This is a genomic window from Arthrobacter sp. 35W (assembly GCF_000482545.1).
In the GTDB taxonomy this organism is placed as follows: Bacteria; Actinomycetota; Actinomycetes; order Actinomycetales; family Micrococcaceae; genus Specibacter.
This window is the reverse complement of sequence record NZ_KI519455.1, coordinates 1,565,351-1,584,460: the sequence shown is the minus strand read 5'-3', so window position 1 is coordinate 1,584,460 and position 19,110 is coordinate 1,565,351. Positions and strand designations below refer to the sequence as shown.

General features: G+C 68.9%; 17 protein-coding genes, 1 tRNA gene and 1 other RNA gene. 9 read left to right on the top strand and 10 right to left on the bottom strand.

The features are described from left to right. Positions 1–38: 38 nt before the first annotated feature. Both K254_RS25035 and K254_RS0119310 read left to right on the top strand, forming a co-directional pair. Entirely contained in the window at positions 39–1,901 is a 1,863-nt protein-coding gene (locus K254_RS25035; protein WP_051389407.1) for an HNH endonuclease signature motif containing protein, read from the top strand. Between the two features lie 370 nt (positions 1,902–2,271). Continuing rightward, on the top strand, positions 2,272–2,904 hold the full coding sequence (locus tag K254_RS0119310; RefSeq protein ID WP_026556730.1) for a TetR/AcrR family transcriptional regulator: 633 nt from the start codon (positions 2,272–2,274) through the stop codon (positions 2,902–2,904). Between the two features lie 161 nt (positions 2,905–3,065). Here K254_RS0119310 and K254_RS26270 read toward each other — a convergent pair whose 3' ends face one another. After that, the gene (locus tag K254_RS26270) at positions 3,066–3,905 is read right to left on the bottom strand and encodes a LytR C-terminal domain-containing protein (protein WP_231391917.1); all 840 of its coding nucleotides are present in this window, start codon (positions 3,903–3,905) and stop codon (positions 3,066–3,068) included. Beyond that, complete coding sequence (locus K254_RS0119300; RefSeq protein ID WP_026556729.1) at positions 3,898–4,197, bottom strand: type II toxin-antitoxin system VapB family antitoxin; 300 nt, start codon at positions 4,195–4,197, stop codon at positions 3,898–3,900. Before K254_RS0119300 ends, K254_RS26270 begins: the two co-directional genes overlap by 8 nt. 141 nt (positions 4,198–4,338) lie before the next feature. On the opposite strand from K254_RS0119300, the gene K254_RS0119295 reads away from it, so the two are divergent. Then, positions 4,339–5,235, top strand: a complete 897-nt coding sequence (locus K254_RS0119295) for a hypothetical protein (RefSeq protein ID WP_051389406.1) — start codon at positions 4,339–4,341, stop codon at positions 5,233–5,235. A 55-nt stretch (positions 5,236–5,290) separates the two neighbouring features. Here the strand turns inward: K254_RS0119295 and K254_RS0119290 are convergent, their stop codons facing one another. Continuing rightward, positions 5,291–5,752, bottom strand: a complete 462-nt coding sequence (locus K254_RS0119290; RefSeq protein WP_035750380.1) for a glutathione peroxidase — start codon at positions 5,750–5,752, stop codon at positions 5,291–5,293. Positions 5,753–5,777: 25 nt separating this feature from the next. Further along, positions 5,778–6,260: a DUF4188 domain-containing protein gene (locus K254_RS0119285; RefSeq protein WP_026556726.1), complete on the bottom strand. Its 483-nt coding sequence runs from the start codon at positions 6,258–6,260 to the stop codon at positions 5,778–5,780. Positions 6,261–6,368: 108 nt separating this feature from the next. On the opposite strand from K254_RS0119285, the gene K254_RS0119280 reads away from it, so the two are divergent. The 3 genes from K254_RS0119280 to K254_RS0119270 all read left to right on the top strand — a co-directional run bounded on the left by K254_RS0119280 (position 6,369) and on the right by K254_RS0119270 (position 8,545). Next, positions 6,369–6,983 (top strand): TetR/AcrR family transcriptional regulator, encoded by a 615-nt coding sequence (locus tag K254_RS0119280; RefSeq protein WP_026556725.1) that lies wholly within the window; start codon positions 6,369–6,371, stop codon positions 6,981–6,983. A gap of 169 nt (positions 6,984–7,152) precedes the next feature. Further along, entirely contained in the window at positions 7,153–7,569 is a 417-nt protein-coding gene (locus K254_RS0119275) for a VOC family protein (protein WP_081710259.1), read from the top strand. Between the two features lie 52 nt (positions 7,570–7,621). Further along, positions 7,622–8,545 (top strand): oxygenase MpaB family protein, encoded by a 924-nt coding sequence (locus K254_RS0119270; RefSeq protein ID WP_026556723.1) that lies wholly within the window; start codon positions 7,622–7,624, stop codon positions 8,543–8,545. Positions 8,546–8,657: 112 nt separating this feature from the next. Here the strand turns inward: K254_RS0119270 and K254_RS0119265 are convergent, their stop codons facing one another. The 4 genes from K254_RS0119265 to K254_RS0119250 all read right to left on the bottom strand — a co-directional run bounded on the left by K254_RS0119265 (position 8,658) and on the right by K254_RS0119250 (position 11,833). Continuing rightward, positions 8,658–9,746 (bottom strand): alanine racemase, encoded by a 1,089-nt coding sequence (locus tag K254_RS0119265; protein WP_026556722.1) that lies wholly within the window; start codon positions 9,744–9,746, stop codon positions 8,658–8,660. Between the two features lie 131 nt (positions 9,747–9,877). Next, on the bottom strand, positions 9,878–10,975 hold the full coding sequence (locus tag K254_RS0119260) for an alkene reductase (RefSeq protein ID WP_269209042.1): 1,098 nt from the start codon (positions 10,973–10,975) through the stop codon (positions 9,878–9,880). Between the two features lie 171 nt (positions 10,976–11,146). Then, positions 11,147–11,234, bottom strand: a tRNA-Ser gene (locus tag K254_RS0119255). A gap of 380 nt (positions 11,235–11,614) precedes the next feature. Continuing rightward, a complete protein-coding gene (locus K254_RS0119250; RefSeq protein ID WP_026556720.1) occupies positions 11,615–11,833 on the bottom strand; it encodes a hypothetical protein in 219 nt (72 codons plus the stop codon). A 177-nt stretch (positions 11,834–12,010) separates the two neighbouring features. Here K254_RS0119250 and ffs point away from each other — a divergent pair. The 3 genes from ffs (at position 12,011) to recR (ending at position 16,867) form a co-directional block, all read left to right on the top strand. Then, an RNA gene (gene ffs / locus K254_RS25500) (signal recognition particle sRNA small type) lies at positions 12,011–12,106 on the top strand. Positions 12,107–12,172: 66 nt separating this feature from the next. Then, positions 12,173–16,168, top strand: a complete 3,996-nt coding sequence (locus K254_RS0119245) for a DNA polymerase III subunit gamma and tau (RefSeq protein ID WP_442853064.1) — start codon at positions 12,173–12,175, stop codon at positions 16,166–16,168. Between the two features lie 99 nt (positions 16,169–16,267). Further along, positions 16,268–16,867, top strand: coding sequence for a recombination mediator RecR (gene recR, locus K254_RS0119240; protein WP_026556718.1), 600 nt, complete (start codon positions 16,268–16,270; stop codon positions 16,865–16,867). Positions 16,868–17,005: 138 nt separating this feature from the next. On the opposite strand, the gene K254_RS0119235 is transcribed toward recR, so the two are convergent. Together K254_RS0119235 and K254_RS0119230 are read right to left on the bottom strand one after the other, a co-directional pair. Next, positions 17,006–18,148, bottom strand: a complete 1,143-nt coding sequence (locus K254_RS0119235) for an ABC transporter permease (protein WP_081710258.1) — start codon at positions 18,146–18,148, stop codon at positions 17,006–17,008. After that, a complete protein-coding gene (locus tag K254_RS0119230; protein WP_026556716.1) occupies positions 18,145–19,098 on the bottom strand; it encodes an ABC transporter ATP-binding protein in 954 nt (317 codons plus the stop codon). The genes K254_RS0119235 and K254_RS0119230 overlap by 4 nt, the downstream gene beginning before the upstream one ends. Between the last annotated feature and the right edge of the window lie 12 nt (positions 19,099–19,110).

Here is a 19,110-nt window from a genome sequence, read left to right as displayed (position 1 = left end):
CCAACGTCGGTGAATTTGCCACTAGTTAGAATATGTGTATGAGTACGGCGGCGTATTCCCCCGACGCTTCGGGGCGCAGGGCCGGTGGGCATGCCCGCCGGATCATCGCCCTTGCCTACCTCGCCGCGACGCATCCGGCGGGTGCTGGAACCGACTCCAATGATGCGGACGGCGGCGAGGAGGATTCCTCCTGCGGCCCTGATCTCCTCGGTCTGGAGGCCCTGGGCGACCACGGCCTGGTGGAGCTTGCCGGCCAGCTGGAAACCCTCTCCCGCCGCCTGGACGCCTTCAAGGTCCAGTGCGCCGGGGAGATCTCCGCCCGGACCCTGGCGAGCCGGTACCGGGAGGCCGGGGCCGCGACCCCGGTGGCGATGCTCCGCCAGGTCCTGCAGCTCTCCGCGGCCGAGGCGGCCAAACGCCTCGCCCTCGCCACGGCGTTCCTGCCCGCCACGGATCCGATCACGCTGGCCGTGTCCCCGGCCCGCCAGCCCGTGCTGGGCGCCGCGTTCCTGTCCGGGGCATGTTCGGCCGAGGCCGCCCTGGCCGCCTCGCGGGCCGTCACCGACGCCTCGCACCTGGCCTCCGGCGGGCGGATCACGGCTTCGGAGCTGGAGGAGGTCGAGGCCCGCCTGGCCGCGGTGGCAGTGGTGGAGTCCCCGGACTTTTTGGCCCGGTGTGCCCGGCGGATCCTGGCCCATCTGGATCCGGACGGGTCCGAGCCCACCGAGGCGGAGCTGCTGGCCAAGGAGGGCATCCACTTCGGGCATCCCCGCCGGGGCCTGGTCCGCTTCGAGGGGCATTTGACCCAGCTGTCGTATGAGGAGTTGATGGCTGCGATCGGCACGGGCACGAACCCGCGCACCCTGGCCGGCATCGTGGCCGAGGCCGGTGGTGCCGGTGGCACCGGCGGTGCCGGTGGCATGGTGGCGGTGCCGGGGCAGGGCGCACCCCCGGCCTGGGCCGTCGGCACCCCAGACGGCGGCGGTGCGGATGCCGGCGCCCCGAACGCCACCGGGGGTGGCGGTGCTGGAGGCGGCGCGCCCGGCATGGGTGGGCCAGGACCGTGCTCCACGGCCAAGGGCCGTCCGGACCGGGCCCGCGCCGCAGCTGGTGGCGGGCCGCCGCCAGCCGCGGGCACGCGCGGCGCCCCTGACGCGCGGCACGGCGGGTCCTGTGCATCCGGCACGGGTGCGGGCGCCGGCGGACCGGACGAATCCGGACAAGAGGGCCTGGGTGCAGGGACCGCGGCCGGGGACTGCGCCGGGTTCATTGACGCCATGGACCACTCCGGGCTGGACCCTGACGTGGCGAGGCGGCTGCTGGCCGCCCAACGCCCCCGGCCGCAGCTGCTCCTGCACGCCCTGCTGGACTGCGTCCGCCTGGCCTCGCGCACGGACACGCTCCCGGACAACGGGGGCCTGCGCCCGCAGCTGTTCATCACCATGACCCTGGCCGACCTGATGGCCGGGTCCGGGTCCGCCGCCGTGCCCCACACCGGGCCGATCCCCGTGGCCGCGATCCGCCGGGCGGCCTGCGACGCCGGGGTCATCCCCGCCGTCCTGGGCGCCGACGGAGAGGTCCTGGATGTGGGCCGGTCCCAGCGCCTGGTCACCCCCGCGATCCGCAGGGCCCTGCTGGTCAGGGACCGGGGGTGCGCGTTTCCGGGCTGCGACAGGCCCGTGCAGTGGACCGACGCGCACCACATCATCCCCTGGTCCGAGGGCGGGGAGACCTCGGTGGAGAACTGTGTGCTGTTGTGCAACTACCACCACCACCTCATCCACCACACCGGCTGGGAGGTCGAAACCGTGAACGGCATGCCCTGGTTTCTGCCACCGTTGTCGATCGATCCGCTCCGGCGGCCGCTGCGCAACGCCTTCCACCACGCAGGGGCCGGGTGAGTAGGACCTGCGCGGCAGCGGCAGGTCTGGGCGGGCCCGGACAGCCGGGTGGGCCGGCCGGCCACTGACAGTGGAGCAGGTGGCCGGCGGCGGTGATTGCTGCCGGGATCGCTTCCACAGGCCGCAGTCCCGTTGCAGACCCCTCGCGGCCGTGGGCACAGATTCGACCGGCCCGCGGGACAGGGTCTCGGCAGGCTCGACCAACGGAGCAGGGTCTCGCGCACCAGCCGCGGCCGTGGGCCTGGGCTCCGCCACCGTTGCTATGCAGGCCCGCGGAATGGCACTAGTCGCGTAAGTCTGGGCGTACGCTCCACGTCGGCTGAACGGTGTCACGGAACTTTTACTGACGCTTTGCGGGTAAAGTGTCTATATGCCTCGAATTGCTGCACAAACCAACGCGGAACAGCGCGAGCAGACGCAGCGGAAAATCCTCGACGCTTTCGGCGATCTGCTCTTCACCCATGGCCTCCCCGGCCTGACCATGACGGACGTGGCCCGCCGCGCGGGAGTGGGCCGCACGGCCGTGTACAACTACTTTGCCGATCTCGAACAGCTGCTGGTTGCCTACGCTCTGGACGAGACCGGCCGCTTCCTGAACGACCTCAAGGCCGAACTCAATGGTCTGGACAACCCCGTGGACCGGCTGGCCGTCTACGTCCGCTCCCAGATCCAGGACCTGGCCCGCAGGCATCTGCCGCCCGGTCCGGCGATGCGGTCCGTACTCTCACCCGATTCCTTCCAGCGCTTGGCCGTGCACGTTGGCGAGCTGAACACGCTGCTGCAAGACATCCTGCGCGATGCCATGGACCAGGGCTACCTCCCCGAGGCGGACATCGAGGCCCTCGCCCAGTTGATCCACGGATCCCTGACGGCCAGCGCTTCACGGGGCAGGGATGTTGCAGATGAGGACCTCGAGGAAAAGATCGGTGTGACGGTCCGGTTCATCCAGGCCGGCGTCGGCGCCGCCTTCGACGACGACGGCAGCCCGCTCAAGCTCGGCTAAGTCGGCCAATCCAACAGGGGCAGACCCACGCAGGCCAGGACAAGCTGGTCCGCAGACTTAAGTGCAAGCGTGTTCCATGCCAAGCCGTGCCCCACCGCGCCCGGCGAACCCGGCCGTGAACCTCCACGGCCAACCCTGCCGCTTAAACCTGCCGCTTAAACCTACGGCGCAGGGGCGCTTGCCACCGTCTCGCTGCCCGATGACGTGCTGGTGGGCGCGGCACTGAGGCGCGGGCAGGACAGGGTCCCTGGTGTTTGGTCCACCAGGTCCGGGGCCGCCAGATCAGAGAATCCGCTGGTCAGATAGACGTCCACAGTGCCGTCGGTGCGGGAATCCTGGACATAGTCGGAACCCGGTATGTTGCGCTGGAGGTTGAACGCTGCAGCCTGGCCCGTGGGGCCCGAAACCACCACCGCGGAGCCGTAGAAGCTGGTGCTCTTGTTGTCCACAATGTCGACCAAGTAGCCGCGCTGTTTGAGCTGCTCTGCCACTCCCCCGGCGAGGCCCTCGCGGTGGGTGCCGTTGTAGACGTTCAGATGGATCTCCGCATTGGGCGGATAGTTGAAAGTCTCCGCAGGGCACTGCGGGGTGGGCTTGGGTGTGGTTGCTGCGGCAGGGAACAGGTCCAGATCGCCGCGGGACACCATGATGGCCAGCACCACGGCTGTGACAATCATCGCGCCCAGCACCGTGAGGGTGATCCCGTGCAACAGCCGGTGCCGGAAGCGGACGGGATTGTCGCGGTCGTCGTCCTCTTCAGGGAACGCTTCCTTCAGCTGGGCGGCACCGATCACGTGGTGGCCGTGGAAAACGCCGGGATCGGAGGAATGCCTCAGCGCCCGGCGCTCGTCAAAGCGGGCATCTTTCGCCGCGCGTTTGTCCTCCCTTTCCTTGGCCCGCGCCTCTTTGGCCTGCTTCTTGTGCAGTTCATCGGGCGTCAATGCGGGCTTCGGCGGGATGTGCGGCGTGGACGACGATGTCCCTTGGGAGCCTTCAGTCATCAATCACCAGCACACGGGCGTGGAGGATGGTGCGCTGGTGCAGGGCGGTCCGCACGGCCCGGTGCAGGCCGTCTTCCAGGTAGAGAGTGTCCCGCCACTGGACGACATGCGGGAACAGATCGCCGAAGAAGGTGGAGTCCTCGGCCAGCAGGGCCTCGAGATCGAGCGTCGCTTTGGTGGTTACCAGATCCGCCAGCCGGACCTGGCGGGGCGGCACCGAGGCCCAGTCCTTGGGCGTCAGGTAGCCATGGTCCGGATACGGGCGTTTGTCGCCAACAGCTTTGAAGATCACCTACCCAGAGTAAGGACATGGCCGCGGGAATGATGGTTTGCCGTGGGCGCGCCGGGACGTGTTGCCAAATGGTTACTCAAATTGATCCGTCTTGATTGGCCGAGGTTCGGCATTGTCCCCACGGTTTTGGGATCATGGAGCATGACCATGCTGACACCGCCCCTGGCCCTCCTCCTCGACGTCGACGGCCCCATCGCGAGCCCCGTGACGCGCACCGTGCCCGAGGGCATCATCACCGATCTGCTGGCCCTGGTGGCTGCCGGAATTCCGGTGGTGTTCAACACCGGGCGCTCGGATGCGTTCATCAAGGAGCAGGTCATGGTGCCGATGATTGCCGCTGGGATGCCCGACGGCGCCGTGGTGCACGCGATCTGCGAAAAGGGTGCCGTCTGGTTTTCCTACACGGCCGACGGCGCGGGCCCGGTTCACGTGGACTCCACTCTGGCGGTCCCGTCGGCATACGGCGACGACATCCGCCGTTTGGTGGCGGAGGACTACGCGGCACATATGTTCTTTGACGAGACCAAGCGCGCCATGGTGTCGGTGGAGCAGCATGTGGACGTCCCCAGCGCCGATTACCTGGCCGAGCAGAAGCTCTTTGACGCCGAGGCGATCGAGCTGATGTCCCGCTACGATCTGGGCGTGGTGCGCCTGGACCACCACGTGCCGGACAGCGACGACGCCGTCGACTACCGGGTGGATCCGACCATCATTTCCACCGACATTGAATCCATCCGGCTGGGCAAGGATCTGGGTGCCAGCCGGGCCGTGGAGCTGCTTGCGGCCGCGGGGATCACGCCCGAGGCGTGGCGGACGATGGGTGATTCGCGCACGGACTACGCGATGGCCGATTGGCTGCACCACCAGGACCACGAGGTGAAGCACGTGGATGTGCGCCCGGCCGACGGAGTGCCGGAGAAGCCGTACCCGGTGCTGACCGCTGCGGATCTGGGGCTTGGCCCCGAGGTGATCCACGACGACGCCGGTGGCGCGTTCCTGCACGCCTGGCTCGAGGCCGTCTCCGGCCCAACTAGGTAACAGTTATCGCACGTTTTCGCGATGAAAATGTGCGACAACTGTCACCCAGTTGGGGTCAGACGAGGGCAGCCTCGATGGCGGCGAGGAGATCTTCGGACTCGGGCTCGACGTCGGAGGCGTAGCGGGCGATTACGGCGCCGTCGGGGCCCACAAGGAACTTCTCAAAGTTCCAGCGGATGGGATCGCCGGAACCGATCAGGGCCGCGTAGAGCGGGTGCTGGTCCTCGCCGTTGACGTCCGTCTTGGCCGCGAGGGCGAAGGTGACGCCGAAGTTCTTGCGGCAGAAGTCCTCAATCTCCGCGTCGGAGCCGGATTCCTGGGCACCGAACTGGTTGCAGGGCACGCCGAGGATCTCGAACCCACGGTCCTGGAACCGGGTGTACAGGGCCTGCAGGCCGTCGTACTGGCGGGTGAATCCGCAGGCGGAGGCGACGTTCACCACCAGAACTGTCTTGCCGGCGAAGCGGCCAAAGTCCGCCTCGGTGCCATCATTCAGGGCCAGGGGGATGCTGTGCATCGTTGCTGTAGTCACGACCCCGAGTCTAGCCTTCGGACCGCAGCCGCTGCCGCGCCGTGTTGCGCCCCTCGCCGACCTTGACGTGGCTGGTGGCGGCCGCGAGCCCAAAAAGCGGCATGTTGGCGTAGATGCATTCGCGGTCGCCGGCCCGGACCACATAGGTCTCATGCCACACGCCGACATCTCCGCTGGCACCGACTTCCTTCATGAAGGCCCGCCAGGGGGCGGCGTGCGGGGCGTTGGGATCCGCGGCGAAGGCGCGCAGATGCTCCGGCGACTTCCAATACGACAACAGCACTGTGGTGCGGCCAAACCAGTTGTGGAAGCCGAGCATTCCAGCCTCGGGATGCCCGCCCAAATGCCGCAGCATTCTCGGCATGGCCCCGGCAACCTTGGCCCAGCGGCGGATCTGCCACGGCTTGTTGATGCGCATGCCGATCAGAAAAACCGTGACGTCAGCTCCGTCGGCGGGGACTGTGTATCGGCCGTTAAACACTTCTTTTGCCATGGCATGCTCCTTCGATTCAAGCCCGGACATCGCCGCCACCGGCGGATTCCGTCCAGAAACTTCGTTTTGAAACACTGTTATAAAACAGTGTTATGCAATAATCCGTACATGGCAAGACCCAAGATCCATGACGCCGGACTCCGCCTCCACCTGTTGGAGCTGGCCGCGGCCACTGTGCACGCACACGGCGTCGAGTCCCTGTCCCTGCGCCAGCTGGCAGCCGACGCCGGCACCTCCACCAGTGCCGTGTACACCCTTTTTGGCGGCCGGGAGCAGCTGCTCGAGGCAGTGGTCCTGGAGGGGTTCGCCTCGTTCACGGCCGCGCAGAACGCCGTGGCTGGCGGGTTCGACGGCGACCTCGCCCCGGCAGGGCGCACTGCTGCCGAGCTGGCGGCCCTGGGACGGGAATACCGGAACTGGGCGCTGGCCCACCCCGTGTTGTTTTCACTGATGTTCAGCGGCGCGCTCAACGCCTATCTGGTGTCCGAGCAGACACTGGCCTGCGCCGCGGACGGCCTGTCCCCACTGCTGGCGGCGGTGCGCCGGGGACAGGAATCTGGGGCTCTGCGCGCGGAACCCGCGGAGGTCGTTGCCACGCAGCTGTGGGGCATGGTGCACGGGCTGACCACTCTTGAACTGGCCGGCATGGGCCCCGACGATATGGACTGGGCCGGGGTCTACGAATCGTCACTCGAGGCCGCCGTCCGCGGCTGGATGCCCTAAGGCGCATGCCGCCGGGACGCATCACGTCCGCCCGGCCGCTCGACGGCCCTTCAACCGGCGGGCCTGCGGCGCTAGGCTGGCGGTGTGGTTCCGCCTGGAACAGCCTCCTGGACAACCCGGCGCGCCATTCAACACGGCACCAAACACTCCATCGACCTCGGGAGCCCTTGTGACAGAGCAGCAGAGCGACAACCAGCCAGGCACCGCATCGTGGCCGCGTGGGGTTTCCGCCATCACGCTCTTTGTCGACGACCTTGACCTGGCAAAGAGCTTCTACCAGGAGGTGTTCGGCCTACCCGTCGTCTTTGAGGATGCGGACTCGGCGGTCTTCGCCTTCCCCAATACGCTGGTCAACCTATTGGCCACGGGCGCCGCCGTCGAACTCATTGAACCGGCCGCTGTCGGTGGCCCGCACAGCGGGGCGCGGGCGCAGTTCACCGTGGAGGTGGACGACGTCGATGCCGCCTGCGCGGAACTTGCGCGTCGCGGCGTCGCGCTCCTCAACGGGCCGATGGACAGGCCGTGGGGCATCCGGACGGCCAGCTTCCAGGACCCCAGCGGGCACATCTGGGAGATCGCCAAGTAGGCGGCGCCAAGGAAGCCCGGGAAACGTCCAGCCTGCGGCGGGAGAATGGCCCATGGCCAACATTGTTCAATCATGGCGCGGCGAGCTGCGGCGCACGCTGTCGGGCACTCCGGACGGCGTTCCCGAGTGGGTGCCGCGGCTGGCCGACGGCGACGACGCCGGGTACTTCGCGCCGGGATCGGCCACCTGGGCGGTGCACGGCTCCATGGCCACCATCATTGCGGGCATCCGGGCACTGCTGATGCAGGCCCTGCATCCCGGGGCGCTGGCAGGGGTTTACGACCATTCACGGTTCCGGGAGGATCCACTGGGCCGGCTGGCGGGCACCATCCGGTGGATCTTCACGGTGACCTACGGCTCCACCGCCGACGCGCGGGGTGCCACGGCCTGGGTGCAGCGCCTGCACCAGCAAGTCCACGGCAGCTACGTCGACGGCCACGGCATGCAGCGGCACTATTCGGCAGCCGATCCGGAGCTGCTGCGCTGGGTCCACATCGCCTTCACCGACGCTTTCCTGGGTGCCCACAAGATCTGGGGCGGACCCATTCCGGGCGGACCCGACGCCTATGTGCGCGAGTGGGCACTGGCGGGCGAGCTGATGGGTGTGCAGGATCCTCCGCGCTCGGAGGCAGAGCTGCGGCGGATGCGCGATGCCTGGTACGACGGCGGCGAACTCAAGTTTGATCCACGGGTGGCCGAGGTGGTGTTGTTCATGAAGAACCCACCCCTGCATCCGGCGCTGCGGCCGGGCTACCGCGTGCTCTTTGCCGCGGCTGTGTCCTCTCTGGAGCCGCAGTACCGCACCATGCTGGGGCTGCGGACGGCGCATCTGGGGCCGCTGCCCCTGCCCACGCGGACCGCCGCCCGCGCGGCGCTGGGTGTGGTCCACCTCGGGCTGCAGCGGGTGGGGCCCAGCGAAACGGCGGCGCGGGCCCGGCTGGCACGGCTGGCCTTGGAGTCCACCGGCAAGGAATAGCACGCCCACACGCCGGGATGCCGCTCCCCGCCCGGGACGCAGGTTCAATGGCGTCCCCGGCGGGAATCTGCGTCCCGGGTGAAATGCTGCGGCGATGGCTGGTGCGGCGGAGCTAGTTGTTCCGGCCGCGGGCGGCCACGGGCCAGACGTCCTCCATGGCCCCGCCGCGCACCAGCACGAGTTCATCGGCCAGATTGACGGTGGCGCACACATGGTTTGGTGCGACGCGCAGGATGTCCCCGCGCGCCGGCAGGGCGCCCTCCGCCGGGAAGACGACGGTGGCGTGGTGCTCGGACAGGGCGGTGATCCGGGCCTCGGGGTGGCCCAGGATCCGGCCGCCGCCGGTGGCCCAGGCGGGCTGGTCGGCGCCGAGGACCTTCGAGCCGGCGTCGAGGATCACTGTGCGGCCGGAGCTGCTGACCACCGTTGCCACGGCGAAGAGGGCCACGTCGTCCCAGCCGCAGGTGCCGAGTTCGGCCTGCTGGGCGTCGTTGAAGACATAGACCCCCGGGCGGATTTCGGTGAGGACGGAGGCATCGGCGTCGGCCGCCGTCGGGGTCGATCCCCCGCTGATGACGACGGCGGCGGCACCGGCGCTGCGGGCAGCGCGTGCGGCGGTGGCCAGGGCTGCTGCCTCATCGGCGGCAGCTGCGGCACGGCGGCCGGGACCGTAGCCGTGGCCGGGGAAGGTGAAGACGCCGGCCACCTCAAGGCCCGCGGCCTGGGCGGCCGTCGCGACCAGCGCGACGTCGTCGGGCTGGGCGCCGCTGCGGTGGTGGCCGCTGTCGACTTCGATCATCACCTGCACGTGGCTCCCGCGCACAGCACGGCCCAGCTGCTCGGCGCCGTCGGCAGAATCCACGCCAAGGCGCAGGGTGGAGCGCTCGGCCAGCGCGCGGATCCGGGCGGCCCGGGCATCGGTGACCCACAGCGGGTAGGCCAGGAAGAGGTCGGTGCAGCCGGCCTCTGCGAAGACCTCGGCCTCGCCCAGGGTGGCCACTGTCAGGCCGACGGCGCCCAGCTCCAGCTGGCGCCGGGCGATCTGCGGGGATTTGTGGGTCTTGGCATGCGGGCGCAACGACAGCGATGAGGCTGCGGCCCGCGCCGCCATGGTCTCCAGATTGCGGTCCATGATGGCCGCATCAACCGCCAGGAACGGTGTGGAGGGGAAGTCTTGGGTTGAATAAACAGCGTCGTTCATGCCTCCATGCTCCCATCTATGGGCCCACAGCCCCAGTTTGCACAGCCCCAGTCCTCTCAACCCCCATCCACGCCAAGGGCCCCGCCGGAATTCCAGCGGGGCCCTCAAAACGTGGGCGGCTTTTGCCCGGACTAGTTCAGCCCGGCGTCCCAGAACGGGTAATCCGTGTAGCCGCGTGGGCCGTCGCCGTAGAAGGTGGCGGCATCGGGCTCGTTCAGGTGCAGATCCTCGGCCCAGCGGCGGGCCAGATCGGGGTTGGCGATGGCCGGGCGGCCCACGACGACGGCGTCGGCGTGGCCCTTCTCAACCAGGGCCAGAGCCTCGGCGCGGCTGGTCACGCTGGCAAAGCCGGTGTTCAACAGCACCGGTCCGCCAAAGCGCGAGCGCAGATCCTGCACCAATTCCCCTTGGGGAGCGTGGTGCAGGATGCTCAGGTACGCCATGCCCAGGGGCGCCAGTTCGTCCACCAGCGCACCATAGGTGGCGGCGGCGTCGGCCGGATCTGTTTCGAGAGCGTCCTGGATGTTGTGCTCGGGCGAAATCCTAATGCCCACCCGTCCGGCACCGATCTCCGCCACCACGGCACGGGCCACCTCGCCCACAAACCGCGCACGGTTGGCCGGAGTGCCGCCGTAGCTGTCGTGGCGCTGGTTGGAGGTCGGGGCCAGGAATTCGTGCAGCAGATAGCCGTTGGCACCGTGGAGTTCGACGCCGTCAAAGCCGGCCTCGATGGCCGTGCGGGCAGCGGCAACAAACTCCGCCAAGATCCCGGGGAGCTCGGCCGTTTCCAGGGCCCGCGGCACCGGATAGGGCTGCTTGCCGGTGTAGGTGCGGGTTTCACCCTGGATCGCGATGGCACTGGGGGCCACCACTTCGTGTCCACCGGTGGTGTCTTCGTGGCTGACCCGGCCGCCGTGCATCACCTGGGCAAAAATGCGCCCTCCGGCGGCGTGGACGGCGCCGGTCACCTGCTTCCAACCCGCCACTTGGGCGGCACTGACCAGACCCGGCTGGCCGGGGAAGGCCTGCCCGGCATGGCTGGGGTACACACCCTCGCTGACGATGAGCCCGAGGCTGGCACGCTGGGCGTAGTGCTCGGCCACCAACGCTCCGGGAACACCGTCGCGCCCGGAACGGACACGGGTCAGCGGGGCCATCACAAGACGGTTGGGCAGGTCGAGATCGCCGAGGGCGAGCGGGGAGAAAAGCTTCAAGGGTGCCTCTTTCACGTGGATTCCTGTTCCACTGGCCCCAACCCGGTGCGCGGGCCCAGTATTCCGAAGGAGACATCACTCATAGTGTCCGCCGGGCGGGGTCCCCACCCGATTTCACCAAATGACAAGGGTTCCGGGGCAAACAAAAGCGGCCCCGATCATTTCTGATCGGAGCCGCTTTCATGCTGGCGGAGGATGGGGGATTTGAACCCCCGAGGGCGTTAACCCAACACGCGTTCCAGGCGTGCGCCATAGGCCGCTAGGCGAATCCTCCAGGCAACCGTGGTGAACACGGCAGGTTCAAGAGTACCTGACAGATGGCCGAATCAACGAATCGGGCCAACGGGAGGGTCCCCTTCGGCCTGTTTGGGCCGTTCGCGGAGCCATCTTCGGGCAAGGAAATGGGCATAGAAATAGGGGTGATTGGACCCCGTTCAAGCCCAATCACCCCTATTTCGCTCGGCCCTCTGGAAGGCAGACCGTTCCTACACCCGATTACGCCAAAGCGTTGATCGACCGCTGGAGAATCGGACCCTGCTCCCGCGGGCCGATCCCCTTACGTAGACTTTACAACATTGTCACAGGGATGTGACAACCCTTGGGAGAATATTTCTGGAATCTTCTTTTGCGTGGCTCCGGGCCCCGCAGCATGCGCTACCTCGCCATGTCGGCGCGCATGGCGAGGACGGCCGCGATGAAACCGGACAGGGCGAAGGCCGCCGTCATGAACCACAGGAAGAACTGTTGGCCGGCATGGCCCTTGGACCTTTGGGTGCTGCCGGTGGAGAACACTTCCGTGCGGGACAACGTCAGGATGCCCGTGGCAAATGCCAGGATCCAGAAGAGCCACTGAAAAACGCCGTACAGTTCCATGACTACCCCAAACTCATACGCGGACCCGTCATTCGGCGTGCACACCACCGGCCGGCCGGGCCCTGATTGATATGCGAATCCGCTATATGGGCGAACGTACCACCGCGGGCACGCGTTGTTAAGGTTCCCGGCGCCCGCCCGGTTTCATCCCCGCCGCCAACATCGGGTAGGCTGTTTCCCGGCCCCTCATGTGGCGTCATCCTGTGAACTCCCCCAGGACCGGAAGGTAGCAAGGGTAAGCGGGCTCTGGCGGGTGCATGAGGGGTCTTTTATTTTTCCAGGCCCTTCCAGGCCGCTGGTCCGCTCCCCGCGGGGCTGGCCCCAGCGCAGACCTGCAGAATGTCCTACGCACCAGATAGGGTTAAATCTGTGACAGCACCTACAGCTCTTTACCGCCGGTACCGCCCCGATTCCTTCGCGGACGTCATCGGCCAGGAGCATGTCACCGAGCCGTTGATGGCCGCGCTGGAAAAGAACCGCGTGAACCACGCCTACCTCTTCTCCGGCCCCCGCGGCTGCGGCAAAACCACCTCCGCCCGCATCCTGGCCCGCTGCCTGAACTGCGCCCAGGGTCCCACGGCCATCCCGTGCGGCGTCTGCGACAGCTGCGTGGAGCTGGCCCGCGGCGGTTCCGGCTCGCTGGATGTCATCGAGATCGATGCCGCCAGCCACGGTGGTGTGGACGATGCCCGCGATCTGCGTGAGCGCGCCACCTTCGCCCCGGTGCGGGACCGCTACAAGATCTTCATCATCGATGAGGCCCACATGGTCACCTCGGCCGGCTTCAATGCCTTGCTGAAGATCGTTGAAGAGCCGCCGGAGCACATCAAGTTCATCTTTGCCACGACGGAGCCAGACAAGGTCATCGGCACCATTCGCTCCCGCACGCACCACTACCCCTTCCGGCTGGTGCCGCCGGAGCCGTTGATGGCCTATCTGGGCCAGCTCTGCGAAGCCGAGAACGTCCCGGTTGCCCCGGGCGTGCTGTCCCTGGTGATCCGTGCCGGCGGCGGTTCCGTACGCGATTCCCTGTCGGTGCTGGACCAGCTCATGTCCGGCGCCGGACCGGACGGGCTGGATTACGAGCTCGCCGTCTCCCTCCTCGGCTACACCCATGCCTCGCTGCTGGACGACGTCGTCGAGGCCCTGGCCGCGGCCGACGCCGCCACGGTGTTCAAATCCGTGGACCGGGTCATCCAGACCGGGCACGATCCCCGCCGCTTTGTTGAGGATCTGCTGGAGCGCTTCCGCGATCTGATCATCGTCCAGGCCATGCCGGAGAGCGCCCACGCCATCCTGCGTGGACTGCCGGAGGACCAGATTGCCCGCATGCACACGCAGGCTGCGCAGCTGGGCGCGGCCGAGCTCTCCCGTTCGGCCGATGTCACCAATGCTGCGCTGAACGATATGACGGGGGCCACCTCCCCGCGCCTGCACCTGGAACTGCTGGGCGCCCGCCTGCTGCTCCCCGGTGCGGACCACACTGCCCGCGGCATGGCCGCACGTCTGGACCAGATCGAACGCCGGCTCAACAACGGCGGTGCACCGATGGGTGGCGCCCCGGCCCCCAGCTTTGAGGGCACGACGGCGGAGCCGGGCTTCACCGCGGCCGGCACCTCCGAGGGCTTCGGCGGCATGCCCGATGCCCCCGGCGGATTCCCCAGCGGCTCGGGCGGCGGGTTGGCGGCTGTCCGCGCCCAGCTGGCCCGGAACAGGGAAGGCGCCGACGGCGGCGCCCCGGCTGCCGCTGCAGCGGAAACCACTGGTGCCGCGTCCTCAGCCCCGGCGGCACAGGCTGCTTCCGTTGGCTCCGATGCCCAGGGTGGCATGGCCTCTCCGGCAACTCTTGGCGGCGCAGCCGCCGCGGCTCCGGCTGCCTCGGGCGCGGCGGCATCTACCGGCCCCGGCTCCTCCACCACCCCTGTACAGCAGGCTCCGGCTGCACCGGTCTCGTCCGGCGCGGCCAGCGGCGGCCAGGCTGCCGCGGGCACCGGCACCTCCTCGGCCCCCTCCGCCAGTGGTCCAGGTGCTGCCGGTTCCCCGGATGCGCCCTCGCGCGCCGATGCTGCGGCCTCCACGGAACCGGCCGGAGCCGTTCCGGCTGACTCCGCTCCGGCTGCCGCAGTCGAGCCGGAACTCGATTCCTGGGGCCTTCCCGTGGCCGAGGCACCCGCTGCCCGGGCACAGGGCGGCTCCCCCCGCGCGGCCGCACCCCAACGCCAGGGCGCTCCTGCGCAGCAGACAGCGCAGCAGACGGCGCAGCAGACGGCCCAGCAGACGGCGCAGCAGACGGCGCAGCGTCAGGAACCGCCTGCGCAGCGGAACACTCCCCCGGCAGACACTGCACCAGACAGTCCGGCGGCCGAACGCCCTGCCCCGGCAGCCGCCGCATCAGCAACCGCCCCGGATTCGGTGGACGCCGCGCAGGGCGCCTCCGCTGAGGGTGCAGCCGCCCCGAACCCAGCGTCCGCGGCCGCCGACCAGGCTCCGCAGCAGGCCGGCCGGCAACCGCTGGGGGCCGCCGCTGCCGCGCCGGCCCCGCACCCCGGTCAGGGCATCGAGATGATCCGCCGCTCGTGGCCGGAAATCCTCACCGCCGTCAGCCAGATCCGCCGCGGGACGTGGGCCATGGTCACCCAGCACGTCACACCAGCCACCTTTGACGGCCAGACCCTGACGCTGCGCTTCAGCACGCAGGGCATCATTGATTCCTTCGGCGCCGGTGGGCATGTCCAGGTTCTGGGCCAGGCCATCCACAGCGTTTTGGGGATCACCGCCAATCTTGTCCCTGTGATCGGCGATGGACCGACACCGGGCAGGGGCGCTGAATCCGGCCCAAAAGCACCCGCTGACCCAGCCGGCCCTGCCAGCGGTGGGCCAGGTGCCCGATCCGCGAACCCTGCAACACCAGCGAACGCAACAGGACCCACAGGCCCTGCCACGGGTGGCACCGGCGTACGCACGGCTGCACCTGCTGCATCGGCCACGACCGCCGCGAATGCGGTCGCTGCCCCGCAGGGCGCCTTGGCGGAACCCTCGGGGGCTTCGACGTCGCCCCAGTCCGCAGCCCCAAAGTCTGCTGCCCAGCCGATGGCGGCCCAGACTGCCGCCACGGCAGGATCCGGAGCGGCAGTCTCGGCTGCCGCCGGAACACCGGCAGGGGCACAGCCCCATGCGCGCCAGGCCCAGCAGTCAACGCAGCCTGCCCAGCGGCCGGCCACCCAGTCGGCCACCGCGCATTCCCCGGCGCGGCCGTCAGCGGCAGGCCAGTCCGCAGCTGGGCCCGCAGCCTCACCCGCGGCGCAGGCACAAGGACCCGTCCCGCCGTCGTCGTCCCAGCGCTCCGGCGTCCAGACTCCTGGCGCCCAAGGTCAGGGCGTCCAGGGTCAGGGCGTCCAGGGTCCCCCGGCCCAGGTGACCGGCCAGCAGCCATCTGCTGTGCAGCCCGCGCGCGGGCAAGTCCAGCAGCCGGGTTCAGTTTCAGCCACTGAGGCAGGACGCGGCCCGGCCATGTCCGAGAATGCAACGATCCCGGCGGCGGCTGCAGCCCTGCGCCGGGCTGCCGGCCCGGCCCGGTCCGCAGCCGCGCGCACCGCTGCCCCCGAATCCGAGCCGGAGCCGGACCGCTCCGCCGGAAAGACGTCGTGGATCACCGGCTGGGACGCCGTCCCGGAACCCCCGGCACATTTGGATGAGCCACCGTTCCCCGACGAACCGCCCTACCCCGATGAACCGCCCTACCCGGACGAGCCGCCGATGCCCGATTGGGAAATCCCCGGCGGCGCCGAAGCCATCCGCTCCGCGCCCCAGCAGAGCGCACCGCGGACCGTCCGGCCCGCCGGCGGCACTGGAACACCCGCAGCTGCTGCACCGACGATTGCTGCGTCAACCGCCGTTGCAGCGTCCGCCGCGGCCGCCACGGGACGCACGCCGGCCCCGGCCCCAGGATTCGATGTCCCCGTGGCCCCCATGCCGCGGGTCAGCGATCCGGGGTGGGGCAACGCTGCCAACGCGCCGGACTGGGCGCGTCCGGCCGGGGGCTCGGCGACGAGTGAATCCTCCGCCAAGGGTGCTGCGGCACCCGAGAAGGACGAGCCGGCCCCGGCCGCGCCGCGCAAGGGGAAGATGAGCCTGTACGAACGGCTCAGCAACAGCCCGGAAGCCCAGGCTGCCCGCACGGTGGCACCGGAGGCGGCAGTAAACTTGCCCTATGTGGAGGACATCCCCAGTCCCGAGGATGTGACCATCGAGGAATCGGGTGTCATTGGCCGGGCCGCTGTGGAGCGGATTCTCGGCGGCAAGATCATCGAGGAACGCCCGCTCAGCGGCCAATAGGCACTTGGGCCACTTGGCCCGGATGGCCGCCGCAGTTGCCGGCGGCCTCCCAAACTCCGCAGCACAACAGGCTGCAACACAACAGATGAAGAGGCAAGGGTGTACGAGGGAGCAGTTCAGGAGCTCATCGACGAGCTGGGGCGGCTGCCGGGCATTGGCCCCAAGTCGGCCCAACGGCTGGCATTCCACATCCTTGAAGCGGACATGGATGACATGAAGCGGCTGGTGTCCGCCATCGTCACGGTGAAGGAACGCGTGAAGTTCTGCGCCATCTGCGGCAACGTCTCCGAGCAGGAGAATTGCAACATCTGCCGCGATCCGCGCCGCGATCCCACGGTCATCTGCGTGGTGGAAGAATCCAAGGATGTGCTGGCCGTGGAGCGCACGCGCTCCTTCAAGGGCCGGTACCACGTGCTGGGCGGGGCCATCAATCCCATTGCCGGCATCGGCCCGGACCAGCTGCGCATCCGCGAACTCCTGACCAGGCTCAATGACAGCCAGATCCAGGAAATCATCATCGCCACGGACCCCAACCTGGAGGGCGAGGCCACGGCAACGTACCTGGCGCGCATGCTCAAGACCATCGGCATCGCCGTGACCCGCTTGGCCTCAGGCCTTCCGGTGGGCGGGGATCTGGAGTACGCCGACGAGGTCACCCTGGGCCGCGCCTTCGAAGGCCGCCGCAACGCCCTGCTCTAGAGCCGCGCCGCTGATTGAGCCTGGGGCCACGCCCGCAGGATTCCCTGGCCGAGCGCAGCGAGGTTAGGGTGCGGGTGGGGAGCGAAATCAGGTCCGACGTAGGAGTCCCCGAGCACCGTCGTCGGCCGCCACGGGTCGTCAGGCGACGCGGGTGCCGCGGGGCAGGCGGTGGGCGGGGGTGCGCAGGGCCTGGCGCCCCAAGACCATCAAGCCCCCGGCGATGACAACCTGCAGCCCCAGACCAAGCGGCCACAGCGGCACGGTCTGCCGCAGGTAGCCGGGGTGGACCTGCCCATTGGCGCAGGGCGTGGTGGCCTCTGGCCCGGCGATGGCCCAGCGGGCGCCTTGGCTGATGCCCTCAAGGAACCCCATGCCGCCGATCATCTGGTTGGGCTGGCTGCGGTCCGGATACGGGATGGCGTCGGCCACCACCACGTAGGGGTTCATGGCCAGCATCCAGGCCACCTGGTCCGTGCGGGTGACGTGGAGGTCATAGAAGTCCCCGGAACAGGTGTACCTGGGCTCCTCCGGCGTGTAGACCTCCGAGTAGCTGTAGTCCGGTGTGTTGGCCCGGATGGTGCCCTGCGCCAGCATGGCCCCGAGCCCGAAGGCGATCAGTGTCCCGACCACGAGCGCTGCCACGGTCAGGTACGTGACAACTATCGAGAACAGCGGCCGCGTGGCCAGGGCGGAAATGCCGACGCCGATGGCACAGACCACCGCCAATTCCACGGCCAGCATCAGCAGCGCCACCAGCACGTGGGCCGCCGTCATCCGTCCCAGCAGCATGCCGATCAACAGGAACGGTGCGCTGGTGACCAGGAAGGCAAGGGACACCAGCCAGGAGGCCAGGAACTTTCCCCAGACCAGCTGGCCGGGCGTGATGAGGGTGATCTGCAGGATGGCCAGCGTGCCGGCGGATCTGTCGCCGTTGACCGCGTTGGCGGAGAAGGCGGGGGCCACCAGCAGGGCGAAGAGCAGCACAAAGGCCAGCACAATCTCAAAGATCAGCGACCCCGGTCCGGGATTCTGGTCCGGAACGATATAGCTGTAGTTCTGCGAGGAATTCCAGCCGGCCCAGGACAGGAACGTCACGGCCCCGGTGACCACCAGCCAGATGCCCAGCATGATGTACCAGCCCCGCGAGCGCAGCCGCTGGCGCAGTTCGAGCATCAGCACGACGCCGATGGGGCGCAGGTAGTTGCCGGCGGGCAGCGAAGTGTCGGGAGCGGGTGAAACGTCCGGGCCGGGATCGGCGGGGAGGGGGTTGATGGTGGTCATCGCTGCTCCGCATCCATGCTCAGGTACGTCTCCTCCAAAGCGCCGCCGGCCGGGGCGAAGCTGGTGATGGCGATGTCCGCGGCCACGAGGTCCTTCAGCAGCCGGGCGGCGTCGTCCTCGCTGCCAAGCAGAAGCGAGACGGCGGACCGGCGGCCGGGCTCCACCCGGAACTGCAGCCCCCGGAATGACAATGCTGCGGACAGCGCCGCCGGGTCCAGGGCGGAGATGGCGTAGCGCCTGCCCTGCGCCGCAGCGGCGTGGATGGTTTGGGCCAGCACGGAGCGGCCCTGGTTGACGAAGACGGCGGCATCGGCGATCTCGTCCAGCTCGGCCAGCACGTGGGAGGAGACGACGACGGCCTTGCCCTCCGCGGCCAGCTCGCGCAGGATGCGGCGCAGCTGGATGCGCGATCCCGGGTCCAGGCCGGAGGCAGGCTCGTCCAGCAACAGCACCGCAGGGTCGTGGATGAGGGCGCGGGCCAGGGACAGCCGCTGCTGCTGGCCGCGGGAAAGAACCCGCGAGGGCTGGTTCGCCAGGCCCTCCAGGTTGACCAGGGCCAGCAGGTCCGACACCCGGGATTCCAGGGCCGCGGCCGGCATCCGGTAGAGCCTGCCCATGATCCTCAGGATCTCCCGGGCCGTGAGGGATTCCCAGACGCCCAGGGTGTCCGGCATCCAACCCACCCGCATCCGGGCGGCGGTGGGGTGCTCGGCCGGATCGATGCCCATAATGCGGACGGTGCCGGTGTCGGGGGCCAGCAGGGAGGCCAGAATCAGCAGCAGCGTGGTCTTGCCGGCGCCGTTGGGGCCGATCAATGCCGTCACGGCACCGGCCGGGGCAGTGAAGTCCATGTGCTCAATGGCGCGGACTTCGCCGAACCGGCGGGAAATCCCGCTGGCCACCAATCCGCTGCCCGGCGCATCTGGTGCGCCCGCCGCCGTCGTCGACATCTTCTTCCTCTC

Coding starts and splice junctions, on each gene's coding strand:
- K254_RS25035 (WP_051389407.1), top strand. CDS start 39: ATGAGTACGGCGGCGTATTCCCCCGACGCTTCGGGGCGCAGGGCCGGT.
- K254_RS0119310 (WP_026556730.1), top strand. CDS start 2,272: ATGCCTCGAATTGCTGCACAAACCAACGCGGAACAGCGCGAGCAGACG.
- K254_RS26270 (WP_231391917.1), bottom strand. CDS start 3,905: ATGACTGAAGGCTCCCAAGGGACATCGTCGTCCACGCCGCACATCCCG.
- K254_RS0119295 (WP_051389406.1), top strand. CDS start 4,339: ATGACCATGCTGACACCGCCCCTGGCCCTCCTCCTCGACGTCGACGGC.
- K254_RS0119290 (WP_035750380.1), bottom strand. CDS start 5,752: ATGCACAGCATCCCCCTGGCCCTGAATGATGGCACCGAGGCGGACTTT.
- K254_RS0119285 (WP_026556726.1), bottom strand. CDS start 6,260: ATGGCAAAAGAAGTGTTTAACGGCCGATACACAGTCCCCGCCGACGGA.
- K254_RS0119280 (WP_026556725.1), top strand. CDS start 6,369: ATGGCAAGACCCAAGATCCATGACGCCGGACTCCGCCTCCACCTGTTG.
- K254_RS0119270 (WP_026556723.1), top strand. CDS start 7,622: ATGGCCAACATTGTTCAATCATGGCGCGGCGAGCTGCGGCGCACGCTG.
- K254_RS0119265 (WP_026556722.1), bottom strand. CDS start 9,746: ATGAACGACGCTGTTTATTCAACCCAAGACTTCCCCTCCACACCGTTC.
- K254_RS0119250 (WP_026556720.1), bottom strand. CDS start 11,833: ATGGAACTGTACGGCGTTTTTCAGTGGCTCTTCTGGATCCTGGCATTT.
- K254_RS0119245 (WP_442853064.1), top strand. CDS start 12,173: ATGTCCTACGCACCAGATAGGGTTAAATCTGTGACAGCACCTACAGCT.
- K254_RS0119235 (WP_081710258.1), bottom strand. CDS start 18,148: ATGACCACCATCAACCCCCTCCCCGCCGATCCCGGCCCGGACGTTTCA.
- K254_RS0119230 (WP_026556716.1), bottom strand. CDS start 19,098: ATGTCGACGACGGCGGCGGGCGCACCAGATGCGCCGGGCAGCGGATTG.